The organism is Pararhizobium sp. IMCC21322 (assembly GCF_030758295.1).
Lineage (GTDB): Bacteria > Pseudomonadota > Alphaproteobacteria > Rhizobiales.
The window spans coordinates 2,072,765-2,087,667 of sequence record NZ_CP132335.1 but is presented as its reverse complement, the minus strand read 5'-3'; the positions used below and the strand labels follow the sequence as shown (position 1 = coordinate 2,087,667).

15 protein-coding genes are annotated in these 14,903 nt (G+C 53.8%); 8 read left to right on the top strand and 7 right to left on the bottom strand.

Annotated elements, in window-relative coordinates; all coding sequences use genetic code 11:
• Position 1 precedes the first annotated feature (1 nt).
• Together RAL91_RS10055 and RAL91_RS10050 are read left to right on the top strand one after the other, a co-directional pair.
• Positions 2 to 187 carry a DUF2065 domain-containing protein gene (locus tag RAL91_RS10055; protein ID WP_306261865.1) on the top strand — a complete coding sequence of 62 codons (186 nt, stop codon included), beginning with the start codon at positions 2 to 4 and terminating at the stop codon, positions 185 to 187.
• A 165-nt stretch (positions 188 to 352) separates the two neighbouring features.
• On the top strand, positions 353 to 1,879 hold the full coding sequence (locus RAL91_RS10050) for a DegQ family serine endoprotease (RefSeq protein ID WP_371932502.1): 1,527 nt from the start codon (positions 353 to 355) through the stop codon (positions 1,877 to 1,879).
• Positions 1,880 to 1,945: 66 nt separating this feature from the next.
• On the opposite strand, the gene serB is transcribed toward RAL91_RS10050, so the two are convergent.
• Entirely contained in the window at positions 1,946 to 2,827 is an 882-nt protein-coding gene (gene serB / locus RAL91_RS10045; RefSeq protein WP_306261863.1) for a phosphoserine phosphatase SerB, read from the bottom strand.
• Between the two features lie 39 nt (positions 2,828 to 2,866).
• Here serB and miaA point away from each other — a divergent pair, with 39 nt between their 5' ends.
• The 3 genes from miaA (at position 2,867) to ilvN (ending at position 6,458) form a co-directional block, all read left to right on the top strand.
• A complete protein-coding gene (gene miaA / locus RAL91_RS10040; protein WP_306261862.1) occupies positions 2,867 to 3,829 on the top strand; it encodes a tRNA (adenosine(37)-N6)-dimethylallyltransferase MiaA in 963 nt (320 codons plus the stop codon).
• A 251-nt stretch (positions 3,830 to 4,080) separates the two neighbouring features.
• On the top strand, positions 4,081 to 5,835 hold the full coding sequence (locus RAL91_RS10035; RefSeq protein WP_371932537.1) for an acetolactate synthase 3 large subunit: 1,755 nt from the start codon (positions 4,081 to 4,083) through the stop codon (positions 5,833 to 5,835).
• Positions 5,836 to 5,879: 44 nt separating this feature from the next.
• Positions 5,880 to 6,458 (top strand): acetolactate synthase small subunit, encoded by a 579-nt coding sequence (gene ilvN / locus RAL91_RS10030; protein ID WP_306261860.1) that lies wholly within the window; start codon positions 5,880 to 5,882, stop codon positions 6,456 to 6,458.
• A gap of 115 nt (positions 6,459 to 6,573) precedes the next feature.
• On the opposite strand, the gene RAL91_RS10025 is transcribed toward ilvN, so the two are convergent.
• Entirely contained in the window at positions 6,574 to 7,356 is a 783-nt protein-coding gene (locus tag RAL91_RS10025; RefSeq protein ID WP_306261857.1) for a LytTR family DNA-binding domain-containing protein, read from the bottom strand.
• Between the two features lie 205 nt (positions 7,357 to 7,561).
• Between RAL91_RS10025 and RAL91_RS10020 the strand changes: the two genes are divergently transcribed.
• Together RAL91_RS10020 and RAL91_RS10015 are read left to right on the top strand one after the other, a co-directional pair.
• The gene (locus tag RAL91_RS10020) at positions 7,562 to 8,206 is read left to right on the top strand and encodes a hypothetical protein (protein ID WP_306261856.1); all 645 of its coding nucleotides are present in this window, start codon (positions 7,562 to 7,564) and stop codon (positions 8,204 to 8,206) included.
• A gap of 74 nt (positions 8,207 to 8,280) precedes the next feature.
• Positions 8,281 to 8,799: an aggregation factor core gene (locus RAL91_RS10015; RefSeq protein ID WP_306261854.1), complete on the top strand. Its 519-nt coding sequence runs from the start codon at positions 8,281 to 8,283 to the stop codon at positions 8,797 to 8,799.
• Between the two features lie 39 nt (positions 8,800 to 8,838).
• Here the strand turns inward: RAL91_RS10015 and RAL91_RS10010 are convergent, their stop codons facing one another.
• The 3 genes from RAL91_RS10010 to RAL91_RS10000 all read right to left on the bottom strand — a co-directional run bounded on the left by RAL91_RS10010 (position 8,839) and on the right by RAL91_RS10000 (position 10,563).
• Positions 8,839 to 9,786, bottom strand: a complete 948-nt coding sequence (locus tag RAL91_RS10010; protein WP_306261852.1) for an alpha/beta fold hydrolase — start codon at positions 9,784 to 9,786, stop codon at positions 8,839 to 8,841.
• A gap of 157 nt (positions 9,787 to 9,943) precedes the next feature.
• The gene (locus RAL91_RS10005) at positions 9,944 to 10,111 is read right to left on the bottom strand and encodes a hypothetical protein (protein WP_306261851.1); all 168 of its coding nucleotides are present in this window, start codon (positions 10,109 to 10,111) and stop codon (positions 9,944 to 9,946) included.
• The gene (locus RAL91_RS10000; protein ID WP_306261850.1) at positions 10,108 to 10,563 is read right to left on the bottom strand and encodes a group III truncated hemoglobin; all 456 of its coding nucleotides are present in this window, start codon (positions 10,561 to 10,563) and stop codon (positions 10,108 to 10,110) included. Before RAL91_RS10000 ends, RAL91_RS10005 begins: the two co-directional genes overlap by 4 nt.
• Before the next feature lie 104 nt (positions 10,564 to 10,667).
• Here RAL91_RS10000 and RAL91_RS09995 point away from each other — a divergent pair, with 104 nt between their 5' ends.
• Complete coding sequence (locus RAL91_RS09995; RefSeq protein ID WP_306261848.1) at positions 10,668 to 11,075, top strand: Rrf2 family transcriptional regulator; 408 nt, start codon at positions 10,668 to 10,670, stop codon at positions 11,073 to 11,075.
• A gap of 123 nt (positions 11,076 to 11,198) precedes the next feature.
• Here RAL91_RS09995 and RAL91_RS09990 read toward each other — a convergent pair whose 3' ends face one another.
• Both RAL91_RS09990 and acnA read right to left on the bottom strand, forming a co-directional pair.
• Positions 11,199 to 11,882 (bottom strand): tellurite resistance TerB family protein, encoded by a 684-nt coding sequence (locus tag RAL91_RS09990; protein WP_306261846.1) that lies wholly within the window; start codon positions 11,880 to 11,882, stop codon positions 11,199 to 11,201.
• 306 nt (positions 11,883 to 12,188) lie between these two features.
• Positions 12,189 to 14,876: an aconitate hydratase AcnA gene (acnA, locus tag RAL91_RS09985; protein ID WP_306261844.1), complete on the bottom strand. Its 2,688-nt coding sequence runs from the start codon at positions 14,874 to 14,876 to the stop codon at positions 12,189 to 12,191.
• Positions 14,877 to 14,903 lie beyond the last annotated feature (27 nt).

Genomic DNA, 14,903 nt, shown 5'->3' with positions numbered 1-14,903 from the left:
AATGAACGATCTACTTACCGCCCTCGGTCTCGTGCTTGTGATCGAGGGCGTTTTGTATGCGCTAGCCCCTGGCGCTATGAAACGCGCCATACAACAGATGTTACCCATTCCTGAAACCCGGTTGCGAACCGGTGGACTGATCGCGATGGGCCTTGGCTTCGTGATTGTATGGCTGCTGCGGCACTAGGGTACGGACCCTATCTCCCAATTGAGTTCAGCCCTCAATAGAACAGCCCTTGCGAATTTTATGAACGAAGTTTAATTCGCAAATCCGGTTAGGGGCTTGCATTCGCCGCGCCTTTTGCCAATTCTCACATCACAATTTTAACTTCAGCAGAAAAAGAGACGATTCATGTTCCATGAAGCGGCTATTCAGACTCTCAAGCGCGGCTTTGTTGCCACGAGCCTGATTGTAACCATGACATTTGCCGGCAGCCTTTCGGCCCAGGCTGATGGACCGGATTCGGTTGCAGATCTGGCCGAAAAGCTCCTGCCCGCAGTTGTCAATATTTCAACTTCGCAGCGTGTGCAGGCCACGGACCAGCGCCGGGTGCCGGTTCCAAGAGCCCCTGAGGGCTCACCGTTTCAGGAATTTTTCGACGAATTTTTTGGCGACAGAGATGGCGGCGAAAATGGCGAAGACGGTGACGAAACACCGCAGCCACGTGGCCCGAGAGGGCGTCAGGTACAGTCTCTTGGTTCCGGCTTTGTGATTGATTCTTCCGGTATCATCATTACCAACAATCATGTGATTGAAGGCGCCGATGAAATTATTGCCAACTTCTCTGATGGCTCGGCGTTGACGGCAACACTGATTGGCACAGATCCAAAAACCGACGTCGCCGTTTTGCAGGTTGAGCCAGAAGAACCGCTGGTTGCCGTGGACTTTGGCAATTCCAAATCCATGCGCGTTGGCGACTGGGTTATGGCTATCGGGAACCCGTTCGGCCTGGGTGGCACAGTGACGGTGGGCATTATTTCTGCCCAGAACCGCGACATTAACTCCGGCCCCTATGACAGCTTCATTCAAACGGATGCCGCAATCAATCGCGGTAATTCCGGTGGGCCTCTGTTTAACGCAGAGGGTGAAGTGATTGGTATCAACACAGCGATCATTTCCCCAACCGGCGGGTCCATTGGTATCGGGTTTGCGGTCCCCTCAAATCTGGCCGCCAGTGTTGTCAACCAGTTGCAGGAGTTTGGTGAGACGCGTCGCGGCTGGCTGGGTGTGCGCATTCAACAGGTCACTGATGACATCGCCGAGAGCCTGGATATGGAAGAAGCAACCGGTGCGCTGGTGGCAGGTGTGACTGCGGGCGGTCCCGCTGAAAAATCTGGTGTCCAGCCGGGTGATGTGATTCTGACTTTTGATGGCAAAGTAGTGCCCAGCATGCGTGAACTGCCTCGCATCGTGGCCGATACGGCTGTTGGCAAAGCAGTTTCCGTGACTGTGCTTCGTGATGGTCAGGCCGTTGAGATTGCCGTCACGCTTGGTCGATTGGAAGAAGGTGAGAAGCTGATCGCGGCTCAGACAGACGCGGACGAGGATGATGCGTCAAAACCTGTTGAAGTTCTGGGCATGATGCTTGGCGAAATCGACGATGATGCCCGCGCCAAGTTCGAACTTGCTGATGATGCCGAAGGCGTTCTGGTTATTGATGTTATTGAAAACTCGAATGCGGCTGAAAAGCAGGTTCGTGCAGGCGATGTCATTCAAGAGGTCTCTCAGCAGAAAGTCAGCACTGTCGATGATGTGGTAAAGCGCATTGCAGAACTGCAGGAAGAAGGCGGTCGCCGATCAGCGCTGCTGTTGCTGGTGAACAAGGAAAACGAACTGCGCTTTGTCGCTGTTCGGCTTGAAGAAGAAGAGACCGAGTAAACGTCAGCCGTTTTTAACGAACTGATTCAAAAGACCGCGGCTTCCTATTGAAGTTGCGGTCTTTTTTTATGTCGCTTCTGTGACCCATTCGTCCCGGGCGTAACCCTGAAGATACAACAATGCTGACAGATCATTATGCTCGATACGCACATCTGCCTCAGCTGCGACAGCGGGCTTTGCGTGGATTGCGACCCCAAGACCGGCCAGACGAATCATGCCGAGATCATTGGCTCCGTCCCCAACGGCAATAGCCTGTTGTGGTGTTGTGCCAAGGCGCGCAGTGATGTGCTCAAGCGCTTCAATTTTTGCCTGCCGTCCCAAAATAGGTTCCTGAACCGTACCGGTCAGCAAACCGTTTTCAACGTTCAGAATATTGGCGCGGTTTTCATCAAAGCCGATACGGCTGGCGATACGGCTTGTGAAGGCCGTAAAGCCACCTGATACAAGCGCCGTGTAAGCCCCATGCTGTTTCATGGTGGCGACCAGCGCTGCGCCGCCGGGCGTCAGGGTGATGCGGTTCTGGATGACTTCATCGACAACCGATTCCGGCAGACCTTTGAGCAAAGCGACGCGTTCCCGCAATGCCGGTTCAAATTCGATTTCGCCGCGCATGGCAGCTGCGGTTATGGCAGACACTTTTTCTTTCAGGCCCACTTCTGCGGCCAGTTCATCAATGCATTCCTGACCAATCATTGTGCTGTCCATGTCTGCGATCAGCAATTTACGACGGCGCGCATGTGATGATTGAAAGGCATAGTCGATGGCCTGCCCCTGAAGAAGCCCTTCAGCCACCACAAAATCACTTTCGGGCAACGACAGATCAACAGCCTGACCGGGATGTAGCCAGACCGGTTCCTGCGTGCTAGCCAGACGTTGCCTGATTGTTGTGACGAAGCCGGAAAAATCCACGAAGTCGGGGGCGGCAATTAACGTCAGAACATATGGCATGGAAACTCCAGAGCTATAAAGAATTCAAGGTTGGACAAGGTGACAAAACGCGCGGTGTTGATAGCCGGACCAACGGCCAGCGGCAAGTCCGGCTTTGCCATGGCGCTGGCAAAGCAGTTGGGCGGTGTCATTGTCAATGCAGATTCCATGCAGGTCTATGATGGGTTGCGGATTTTGACTGCGCGCCCTTCTGAAGAGGATGAACAGGCCCTGCCTCACCGGCTTTATGGCCATGTCTCTTCGGACACGCGCTACTCGGTCGGCGGCTGGCTGCGGGATGTCTCGCCGACACTGCAGGACATTTGGGACAACAAACAATTGCCTATCCTGGTTGGTGGTACTGGGCTCTATTTCAAAGCGTTGACAGAAGGCATTGCAGAAACACCTCACATTTCCGAGGCCGAACACGCAGCATTTGTGGCGGATCATGCCGATATCGACATTCAGGATTTGCAGGAACGCCTTGCCCGGCTTGATCCGGTGTCGGCCAACAAGATCGAGCGCAATGACCGACAGCGAACCCTGCGTGCCCTGATGGTGCTGGAACAGACCGGGCAGAGCCTGTCGGACTGGCAACGCAGTGCTGAGCAGCAGGCGCTTCTGCCATTGGCACAGACAGTTCATCGGGTTCTGATGCCCGCCGACCGGTCTTGGCTTTATGCACGTATCGAAAAGCGGTTTTTAGCCATGCTGGATGACGGCGGGGAAGCTGAGGCTTTGAACCTGTTGCGGAAAAACCTGGCGACCGGTCTGCCAGTCATGAACGCCATCAGCCTGCCGCACTACGCGACACATGTGAACGATCCCGAGACAATTGACCGCGCCGGTGTTGTTGAGAAGTCGGTGCGTGATACCAGGCGCTATGCCAAGCGGCAAATGACGTGGTTTCGCAACCAGATGAAAGACTGGCCCCGGCTTGATCCGATGGAATGGGTTAACGACAGTGATAAGATGCTGAAAGATTTGCAGCAAATCGCGCAAGAATTGGAAAAACAGGCTTGACCACATATCGTGCCGCATCTAACTTGCCCACACTTGAAACGGAGCATTTGATGTTGAAGTCTGTTATTCTTGTGGTGATGAGGCGCGTTGCCGGGGCGATTTGACAATCGCACCGAATGGTAACGCGCAGCTAAGGTCCCGAACGGGGCCTTTTTTGTTGCCCGATCAGAATACAGAAATTGCATGAATTGGTTTTCGGCGCACAGACATACGGGAGTAGCATCGTGACGCGCAATATGGACGGCAAAGAAATGACCGGAGCAGAAATGGTCATTCAGGCCCTGAAAGATCAGGGTGTTACAGATTTGTTTGGATATCCGGGCGGCGCTGTGCTGCCAATTTATGATGAACTTCACCAGCAAAGTGACGTGCGCCATTACCTCGTGCGTCATGAACAGGGCGCAGGACACGCAGCCGAAGGCTATGCGCGCTCAACCGGCAAGCCAGGCGTCGTTCTGGTGACATCCGGCCCAGGTGCCACCAATATGGTGACCGCCCTCACCGATGCGCTGATGGATTCCATTCCCCTTGTCTGCATTACCGGCCAGGTGCCAACGCACCTCATCGGCAATGATGCCTTTCAGGAATGCGATACGGTTGGCATTACGCGCCCCGCCACCAAACATAATTGGTTGGTACGCGATGTGAATGATCTGTCGCGCATTCTGCATGAAGCCTTTTACGTTGCCACAACCGGACGTCCCGGACCGGTTGTTGTTGATGTTCCAAAGGATGTGCAGTTTGCAAAAGGCATCTACACCGGACCCAAAAATGTTGCGCATAAAACCTATCATCCGCAGGTCAAAGGCGAGTTGAGCGAGATCAGCCGCGCCGTTGACATGATGATGAATGCCGAACAGCCGGTCCTGTATACCGGTGGTGGCGTCATCAATTCCGGCCCGGAAGCGACGCATTTGCTGCGCGAGCTGGTTGCCCTGACAGACTTTCCCATCACCTCGACATTGATGGGTCTTGGGGCCTATCCGGCTTCCGGCGATAACTGGCTGGGCATGCTGGGCATGCACGGAACCTATGAAGCCAATATGGTCATGCATGATTGCGATGTCATGGTGTGTGTTGGCGCAAGGTTTGATGACCGCATCACCGGCAGACTGGACGCGTTTGCGCCCAATGCGAAGAAGATCCACATCGATATTGATCCCTCTTCCATCAACAAGAACGTACGCGTTGATGTGCCGATCGTTGGCGATATCGCCCATGTTCTGGAAGATATGATCCGACTGGTGCGTGGCAGCAGCCGCAAACCGGACAAAGCCGCAATGAAAATTTGGTGGAAACAGATTGACCAGTGGCGCGACCGCAACTCGCTGGCCTACGCGCCAAATAATGATGTCATCATGCCGCAATATGCCATTCAGCGCATCTATGAGCTGACCAAGCATCTGGACAGTTATATTTCCACCGAAGTGGGCCAGCATCAAATGTGGGCAGCCCAGTATTATGGCTTTGAAGAACCGAACCACTGGTTGACCTCCGGTGGGCTGGGTACAATGGGCTATGGATTGCCTGCAACGATTGGCGCGCAGGTTGCGCATCCAGACAGTCTTTGTCTGTGTGTGGCCGGTGATGCCTCTGTTCAGATGAACATTCAGGAGATGGCAACAGCGGTTCAGCATGAATTGCCGATCAAGATTTTCATCCTGAACAACCAGTATATGGGCATGGTGCGGCAGTGGCAGCAATTGCTTCATGGCAACCGCCTGTCGAACAGCTATACGGAAGCCATGCCTGACTTTGTCAAACTGGCAGAAGCTTATGGTGCCGTTGGCATGCGTGCGGAAAAACCAGATGAGCTGGATGATGCGATCAAGGAAATGATTGCGGTGAAACGGCCGGTTATCTTTGATTGCCGTGTTGCCAGTCTGGCAAACTGCCTGCCGATGATCCCATCGGGCAAGGCACATAATGAAATGCTTCTGCCGGATGAAGCCAGCGATGAAGCCATGGGCTCCGCAATTGATGAAGAAGGCAAAGCGCTGGTGTAATCCAGCGCTTTTGCGTCTTCTGAAAGAGATGAATTGAGACACTTATGAGCGATACAAATCTTAAAGACCAACCGGGATCAGCCTATTTCATTCCCGAATTTCTCGATACGCTCGAGACACACACTCTGTCAGTTCTGGTGGACAATGAGCCGGGTGTTCTGGCGCGGGTTATCGGCCTGTTTTCCGGCCGTGGCTATAATATTGACAGTCTGACGGTCTCTGAGACCGAGCATGAGAAGCATCTGTCGCGCATCACCATTGTGACAACCAGCACACCGCAGGTCCTGCGTCAGATTCGCTCACAGCTGGAACGACTTGTCCCGGTCCATCGTGTGGTTGACCTGACCCGGCTGGCGGATGAACTTGGCTACGATAAACCGCTGGAGCGAGAACTGGCTCTGGTCAAAGTGGCCGGAAAAGGTGACCAGCGTGTTGAAGCCCTGCGTCTTGCCGATGCCTTCCGTGCGCAGGTTATCGACGCCAATATCAACCATTTCGTGTTTGAGATTACCGGTCGTAGTTCAAAGATTGAACAGTTCATCCAGATCATGAGTCCCCTGGGTCTGGTCGAGGTCTCACGGACCGGCATTGCGGCGCTCAGCCGTGGCCCAGAAGCGATGTAAGTCAATGGGCCGCACCTTTGCGGGGGCGTGGCCCAATAGTGTTTTAAACTGTCCGGTAGCATGGCAACCGTGGGTCGGAGCAAATCGCGTGCCCAGACCTGCCAATCTTTCAGTTTCAGCCCTGCGCCTCGTCGTTTCTGATTGCCGCTAATTTGCTTTTGAATGACCGGCTCACCGGCACATTATCGCCTGTACTCAGGAGCAGGGTCAGGTTTTGTCCATTCTTCTGTTCTTTGACAATGGCTGAATTTGCCACCCAGTGGGATCGATGAACCTGCATTCCGTCCATCTGTGACAGCTCCCGGACAATATCCGAAAACCGCGCCAGCACCATGCGGTTTTCGTGTTCGGTTGTGATGCGCACATAATGCTCCTGCGCCTCAACCCACAAGATTTCCCCGTTCAGCGCAGGATCAATTGCAGACAGGAAGGCGCCATTGTTACCCCCCTCATGAGGCAATGACTGCCGGGATAAAGAGCGCTGAACAAGTCGTGGCACGCTCAGGAGCAAACAAAGCGCCAAATGGTTGTCAAAGAGATAAATCATCTCCAGTGCCAGCTCTGCTATCCGTGATGTTTCGCCAGTTCCTGACCCGTTGATACCCAATTCAGGATATCCCAGAACAATATCCATGGCCGTGACTGACAGAACAAAGGGCAGATGGCTTATCAGGATTGCGAGTATGGTAATCATTGTCAGCGAAAGGGATTTTGGTGCGTAGCTCTCGATATTGGACCGGACCCCGAAGAACAGCAGGCTCTCCGCTCCAATGCGGACAAGCCAGTAGAAATAGGTGCCAAGAAATGCTGCAGGGCCACCGCCAGCACTGTGAGCTGCAATGAGGCACGCGGCAAACAGGGCAATCAAAGCCATATAGCGCTCTTCGATATGCTTCATTCATGCAATCCATTCATGCTTCTTGAATGCATTATGGCCTTCAAAACCGTTGAATCAAAGGGATTATCCGGAACAATCCTCACTCCCATCGATGCCACTGGCGAAACGGCGCTCATGGCGACTTGAGGCGGCAGAAAATCAGGCTAGTTTCGATCACGTCGCACAAAGTGCGCATGGACGGTCCAACCAATGTGGAGAATTTCCGATGAAACTAGCAAAACTTGCACTCGCTGCCCTGCCATTGATCGCCTTTAGCGCTCCGGCGGTACATGCGCAGGACACCTCAATGAGCTTTTTCGTTACCAGTGCCGGGCCCGGCAATGGTGGAGACCTTGGCGGCCTTGACGGTGCGGATGCGCACTGCACCCAGCTTGCAGAAGCGGCTGGCGTGACCGGCAAGACATGGAAGGCTTATCTCAGTACCCAAGAAGATGGAAAGCGTGGCGTTTCAGCGCGTGATCGCATCGGCAGTGGCCCATGGCACAACGCAAAGGGTGTTTTGATCGCGGACGACCTGGATGTGCTGCATCTAAGCCCGAACATCATCAAGACCACAGCGCTGGATGAAGCCGGCAACCTTGTCAACGGCAGAGGTGACAGTCCAAACCAGCATGATCTGCTGACAGGCACGATGATGGATGGAACTGCATATTTCCCAAACGTCACAGAAGACCGGACCTGCGGTAACTGGACGAGCTCTGGCGAAGGCAGCGCAACTGTCGGTCATCATGATCGCCATGGTGGTGGCAACACGTCCTGGAATTCTGCTCATAACTCCAGAGGCTGCTCAGCCGAAGCGTTGGTCTCGACCGGCGGTGCTGGTCTGTTCATGTGCTTTGCCACGAACTGATTTGTTCCTGCCGCTGATCCCAAACCTATCGGATCAGCGGCATTTCTTTGGACGCAACAACTGGATACCAGACGATGAATTCCTTGATGAAAACCCTGACGATTGCTGCCGGAGTTTGCGCCTGCGCAACATCGCTGGCCTTTGCCGATATGGCCGTAGAATTTGATGAGGGCGCGCCGAAAGATCGGTTCACGTTCGCGAACAAGGGCTCTTGCACAATCGCAAATGCAAAAGTGACGCTGGATCTGTCTGGCTCGAAGTCAGGTCTGATATTTGATGTGACCGGAAGCGGTGCAGGCGTTGAGGTGTTTCAACCCTTGGAAATCGTCTCCGGCGCAAATGCTTTGCACAGTGTTCCCACCGTGAAGGATGGCGACAATCAGATTACTCTGGACATAAATCAGCTTGATGCGGGCCAAAGCATCTCCTTTACCATTGATGTGGACGACACGATGGGTGGTCGGGAGATTACTGTGTCCGGCTCTGAAATTGTCGGCGCAAAAGTGGCTTTTTCTCTGGACAGCAAGTCCGCATCCGGCACTTTTGGTTCAAATGCGCGCACAAACATTGAGCTGAACGCCTGTCGCTTGTAACAAGCCAATTGCAACGGGCCGGTTTCACAAAATACTGGCTTAATCTGATGGAAGGTCTGAGATGAAGTTTCGGATCAGGCTTTCCACTTCCTCCCTTTGGCTATGATGGAGAGCATGGCCGGCACCGGGAAGCGATATCTGGACAGATTGCGGCACTTGTTTCTCCACCCTGTCAGCATGGTTCCATGCGGGCACAATCGTGTCTTTTTCCGCCGTAATCATGAGTAGTGGCTTGTTGATTTCGCCATAGCGTTTGGACTGCTGTTCCAGAAAGTCGCTCAAATTGCGCACATCTTCGGCGCTGGCCTGGAACGCATTGGGCCGCAAGGCCAGTATGGCACCAGTGCGCTCGCGATAATCTTGCGTCGGCTGCTCCGGTTCAAAGACGTTTTTGACCGCTCCATCAAACACCAATTGGCCAATTGGCATGACCACTGTGGATGCAAACAATTTACCCAGAACAGGGATTCCCGCCAATTGCACATTGGCACTGACACCATCAGTCCAGGAATGCGTTGCACCCGCCAATAGAACACCGCCAGACACCTGGTCAGGATATTTGAGGAGATAGGCCATCACCACGGAGCCAGCCAGTGAGTGGCCGATGATCACCGGGTTCTCAACATTCAGTTTTTCAAGTGCCTGATGGATCAGGTCTGCCTGAACTTCCGGATTGGGCCAATTCTCAGATGTCCGGGTGCTGTATCCGTAACCCGGTCGGTCGAATGCAATAACCTGATGGTCTTGTGCCAGGCCGTCAAACAGGCTGGCTTCAAAGTCACGCAACGACGCACTCGCGCCATGCAGCAGGACGATGCTCTGCCCTTCCCCTTTTGCCAGGTAATGCAGTTGCTCATCACCCACCTCAATGAACGCGCCCGAAGGCGGGTATACACGCTCCAGCCAGCGGCTTGTGGCATAGGTGTAGGCTGCCAGAACAAGGGTAAGGGCTGCGAGAGCCAGAAGTACGATTTTGAGAGCGGTCATAAAGAGGATCATCAACTGAAATAGAATGCTGCACTGTTTCAGATACGTCAAATGACCCCAATTAGTTGCATCCCTTCTCAGCTGATGCGGGTTTCAACTGTGAATTCGTTGTTTTATCCCCGAAAAACTATCGTAAGCTGTCTCAGCAAGGCGCGGGCTAGCCGTGAAAGATAAGCGTCAGGATGAGCAAAAGCGTGCCCCAGAAAAGGCCATTCACCAGGGACCTTACCTGACCACCATCCGCTGATATATCGATTGAAAGTGCCCGGCTGATTGCGTTTCCGGGCCACAAAAATACGGCCAACAACCTTTTGAGAATAATCATTTTGAATCGCCTCTTCCGACCTTTGGCCAAATTGGTGGTTTTGCAAACGGATCGGCTTTCATGGCCAGCCACAGACTTGTGGCAATCCTTTCTGCGGCTTGAATGACAATGGGTTGTGCAGCGGGCACAAACACCTCCTTCACCGTCATTCCAAACAGATCCAGCCAATGCGCAAAATCTTCAGTCCCGACATTCTGCATCTTGGTGTGTGCAGGGACTGGCTTACCCTTATATTCTCCGGTTTTCAGAAGAACCGAGCGCCAGAATGCTTTCATTCGACCCAGATGCTCCGGCCAGTCTAGGCTCATATGCTGCAGAAACAAGGGCGCCAGCTGTTCATCGGATCGCACGCGCTCATAAAAGCTGTCTACCAAATGAGACACTTGCTCAGCTGTGATGGTGTCATGTGCGAGCGTGCGTGCTGGCGGTGCGGGAATAATTCTAATGTTCATTTGATTGGATGTCATGATAATACATTCATTTAATATGTATCTATATTTTTAGCAGACCATGCGGTAAAAGCAACATATTAAATGCATCATTTGGAAATCAGACCATGCGTCTCAATCAGGCAAGCGATTTCGCTCTTCGCATTCTCATGCTTCTGGCATCGGAAGATGATCCCATGACAATTGATGCGGTCGCCACGCGTCTGAGCCTGGTGAAGTCTCATATCATGAAGATTACTGCCAAATTGGCGCAGGCAGGCTTTGTTGAAACGCAGCGCGGCAGAAATGGTGGCATCCTGCTGGGGCGCACGCCAGATCAAATCTCGGTTGGAGACGTGGTTCGACTGATCGAAGCCGACTTTGCTATTGTCGAGTGCATGAAAGCAGAGACATCAACCTGCACCTTCATGCCCCAATGCCTGTTGCGGGGCGTTGTACACAACGCAGCCAATGCATTTCTTGCAGTGCTGGATGACTGCACTCTTGATCAGTTGATCATTGCAAAAGTCGACTGATGATACAGACAGGATCACAGCGGGCAATGCCCTGCCAAGTCTTGCCTGTCTTGGGGTCCACAAAGCTAAAATACCAAGCTTTGTGGACAGCGTTTTGTATAATGGGTGGTGAGAAAGAGTGCTTTAGAGTTCAACCAATGCGTGGACGTTGGTGTGCAAATGCTCAACGAGGCGCGGGTCAAGCTTGAGGCGGGCAGCGAGCATGGCAAGGTAGCCGCGTTCGGCCGGAGCTTCGTGGTCGACCACAAGAAGCGAGGCGGCGTAAATCTCGGCAGCGTCCTCGGGACCATTGGCCATATCGGCCACACGGCCCACATCCAATGGACCATCAAGTTCTTCCGCGATCAACGCTTCAGCTTCAGTGCCAAGGCCAAGCTGCGGCAGTTGCGATTGAATACGCCGGCGTTCGGCGCTGGTCACGTGGCCGTCGGCCTTGGCCGCAGCAACCATGGCGCGCACGAGGCGCAGCGACAAATCCTCGGCAGCAACAGGATCTGTCGGCATGAAGGCCGTGCCTTCAGGCGACGGGAGCTCTGGCGCCGCATCAGTCCTGGTGACCGCCTGCGGGTCTTTACCAGCTTGCCAGTCGGAATAGGCCTTGTAGGCAAGCCCGCCGATAGCGGCCGCACCGCCAACCTTGACCGCGCGTTTAATCATCTTTTTTGGGGAACCGCCGCTCATCAATAGTGTCAGCAAACCACCGGCCAGAGCCCCTTTCGCGAGCGCCCCCTTATTGGAGCCTCCCCCTTGCGCATTCTCATCGCTATTGGATCCAAGGAACTGGTCGAGAAGGGACTTCATCTGCATTAGGCACTCTCCTGTTGGGTTTGTCCTCCAGATATGGCGATGATCAGGCCTGGTTCAAGCGATGGCGTGCGAGAATGAGCGGGTGTTTTGAGTGTGCTTTCCGTCGCCTGGATCAGCTCCAGCAATTTCTGAAATTCCACAGTCAAGACTCATGCATCACAATCGTTACGGAGCGTTGTGCAAAATGTCCTCAACGCGTTTCCTGCCGTGTTTGGAGGATCGCAGCATTGATCAATACTGGGTCGACGCCGGATACAAAAACGGCCCCGAACGGGGCCGTTTTTATAGTCCTGATTAAGGTGCTGTCTAAGCGGCAGCTTTGACCAGATTACGCAGAACATAGTGCAGAATGCCGCCATTGCGGTAGTATTCCAACTCGTCTTCCGTATCGATCCGAACCAACAATTCCACCGTCTTTTCCGTGCCATCGGAGAATGTGATCTCGGCATTGAGGTTCTGGCGAGGTTTCAGATCGTCAAGGCCGCTGATGCTGACCTGCTCGGAGCCTGTGATGCCCAGAGACTGCCAGCTGTCACCACCGGTAAAGACCAATGGCAGAACGCCCATGCCAACCAAGTTTGAGCGGTGAATACGCTCAAAGCTTTCAGCAATCACGGCCCGCACACCCAAAAGGCGTGTGCCCTTGGCGGCCCAGTCACGGGATGAGCCCGTGCCGTATTCCTTGCCCGCGAAGACAACCAGCGGCGTGCCAGCTTCCTTGTAGGCCATAGCCGCATCATAGATGGGCATAGCTTCGCCAGCCGGCTCCATGCGGGTCATGCCACCTTCAACACCATCCAGCATCTGGTTCTTGATGCGGATATTGGCAAAGGTGCCGCGCATCATGATCTGATGGTTGCCGCGGCGTGCGCCGTAGGAGTTGAAGTCGGTCGGACGCACCTGATGCTCGATGAGATAATCGCCAGCCGGACCATCGCGTTTGATGGAACCAGCCGGTGAAATGTGATCAGTGGTGATGCTGTCCAGGAACAGGCCCAGCACATGGGCATTCTTGATGTCGGACACATCAGCAGGTTCCATCTCCATACCGTCGAAGTAAGGCGGGTTCTGGACATAGGTTGAGCCATCGGACCAGCCATAGGTCATGCCGCCGGAGATCTTGATGTTCTGCCATTGCTCATCGCCCTTGAACACATCGCCATAGCGTTCGCGGAACATGGCACGCGTGATTGACGTGCGGACCAGATCCGCGATTTCCTGGGAAGATGGCCAGATGTCTTTCAGATAAACAGGATTTCCGTCCTGATCATCGCCGAGAGATTCCGTGGTGATGTCAATCGTCATCGAACCGGCAATGGCATAGGCCACGACCAGTGGCGGTGATGCCAGATAGTTGGCACGCACATCCGGATTGACGCGACCTTCAAAGTTGCGATTGCCGGACAGGACAGATGTCGCGACCAGATCGTTTTCGTTGATCGCTTCAGAGATTTCTTCCGGCAGCGGGCCGGAGTTACCGATGCAGGTTGTGCAACCGTAACCAACGAGGTTGAAGCCCATGGCATTCAGATCATCCTGAAGATTGGCGGCTTTCAGGTATTCCGTCACGACCTGAGAGCCAGGTGCCAAGGACGTTTTGACCCATGGCTTGACCTTCAGGCCTTTGGCGTGTGCGTTGCGTGCCAGCAGGCCGGCACCAATCATCACGCTTGGGTTGGATGTGTTGGTGCACGACGTAATGGCTGCAATAACCACGTCACCATTGCCAAGATCATGTTCACGGCCTTCGACAGCAACACGATCAGTACGGGCAAACTTTTTGAACTCACCCTGCATGGCATCCGCAAAAGCGGGCGCTGCATTGGACAATTCAACACGATCCTGAGGTCGTTTTGGTCCGGCGATCGCAGGAACAACATCATCCATGTTCAGTTCAAGCGAACTGGTGAATTCCGGGTCCGGCGTGTCATCACTGCGGAACATGCCCTGGTCTTTGGAATAGGCTTCCACAAGTGCAATACGGTCTTCTTCACGGCCGGAGATTTCCAGATAACGCAAAGTATCATCATCAACCGGGAAGAAGCCACAAGTGGCACCATATTCAGGCGCCATATTTGCGATGGTGGACGCATCTTCCAGCGAGATGTTGGAAAGACCCGGACCATAGAATTCAACAAACTTGCCGACCACGCCTTTAGCGCGCAGCATTTCAACGACCCGCAAAACCAAATCAGTAGCAGTGACGCCTTCAAGCAGCTTGCCGGTCAGCTTGAAGCCGATCACTTCCGGTATCAGCATGGAAACCGGCTGACCCAGCATCGCGGCTTCAGCCTCAATGCCACCAACACCCCAGCCAAGAACGGCCATGCCGTTGACCATTGTTGTGTGACTGTCAGTACCGACCAGCGTATCAGGGTAGGCAATGGTTTCGCCGCCTTCTTCCCTGGTCCAGACGGTCTGTGCCAGATACTCCAGATTGACCTGGTGGCAGATACCGGTGCCTGGTGGCACAACACGGAAGTTTTCGAAGGCTTCCTGTCCCCATTTCAGGAAGGTGTAACGTTCACCATTGCGCTCATATTCGCGATCAACATTTTGCTGGAACGCTTTTACATTGCCGAAATTGTCGACCATCACTGAGTGATCGATGACCAGATCAACCGGGACCTGCGGGTTGATCTTGGCAGGATCTCCGCCGAGCATCGCTGTTGCATCGCGCATGGCGGCCAGATCGACAACAGCAGGAACGCCGGTGAAATCCTGCATCAGCACACGGGCCGGGCGATAGGCGATTTCGCGCGTGGATTTGTGATCAACCAGCCATTCGGCCATGGCTTTGATGTCATCTGCAGTCACTGTGCGGCCATCTTCAAATCGCAGCAGATTTTCCAGCAGAACTTTCAATGAAATTGGCAGGCGAGAAATTCCGGCCAAACCGTTTTTCTCGGCTTCCGTCAGGCTGAAATAGGTGTAAGTCTTGCCTTTGACGGTAAGCTGTTTTCGCGATTTGAAGCTGTCTAGAGATTTAGCCATGGGCGGCTCCTTTAAATTGGTTCCGAC

Excerpts from the sequence above, each read along its gene's own strand:
- RAL91_RS10010 (WP_306261852.1), bottom strand. The coding sequence starts at position 9,786 with ATGACCGCTCTCAAAATCGTACTTCTGGCTCTCGCAGCCCTTACCCTT.
- ilvN (WP_306261860.1), top strand. The coding sequence starts at position 5,880 with ATGAGCGATACAAATCTTAAAGACCAACCGGGATCAGCCTATTTCATT.
- RAL91_RS10020 (WP_306261856.1), top strand. The coding sequence starts at position 7,562 with ATGAAACTAGCAAAACTTGCACTCGCTGCCCTGCCATTGATCGCCTTT.
- RAL91_RS10000 (WP_306261850.1), bottom strand. The coding sequence starts at position 10,563 with ATGAACATTAGAATTATTCCCGCACCGCCAGCACGCACGCTCGCACAT.
- acnA (WP_306261844.1), bottom strand. The coding sequence starts at position 14,876 with ATGGCTAAATCTCTAGACAGCTTCAAATCGCGAAAACAGCTTACCGTC.
- RAL91_RS10035 (WP_371932537.1), top strand. The coding sequence starts at position 4,081 with ATGACCGGAGCAGAAATGGTCATTCAGGCCCTGAAAGATCAGGGTGTT.
- serB (WP_306261863.1), bottom strand. The coding sequence starts at position 2,827 with ATGCCATATGTTCTGACGTTAATTGCCGCCCCCGACTTCGTGGATTTT.
- RAL91_RS10025 (WP_306261857.1), bottom strand. The coding sequence starts at position 7,356 with ATGAAGCATATCGAAGAGCGCTATATGGCTTTGATTGCCCTGTTTGCC.
- RAL91_RS10055 (WP_306261865.1), top strand. The coding sequence starts at position 2 with ATGAACGATCTACTTACCGCCCTCGGTCTCGTGCTTGTGATCGAGGGC.
- RAL91_RS10050 (WP_371932502.1), top strand. The coding sequence starts at position 353 with ATGTTCCATGAAGCGGCTATTCAGACTCTCAAGCGCGGCTTTGTTGCC.
- RAL91_RS10005 (WP_306261851.1), bottom strand. The coding sequence starts at position 10,111 with ATGATTATTCTCAAAAGGTTGTTGGCCGTATTTTTGTGGCCCGGAAAC.
- RAL91_RS10015 (WP_306261854.1), top strand. The coding sequence starts at position 8,281 with ATGAATTCCTTGATGAAAACCCTGACGATTGCTGCCGGAGTTTGCGCC.
- RAL91_RS09995 (WP_306261848.1), top strand. The coding sequence starts at position 10,668 with ATGCGTCTCAATCAGGCAAGCGATTTCGCTCTTCGCATTCTCATGCTT.
- RAL91_RS09990 (WP_306261846.1), bottom strand. The coding sequence starts at position 11,882 with ATGCAGATGAAGTCCCTTCTCGACCAGTTCCTTGGATCCAATAGCGAT.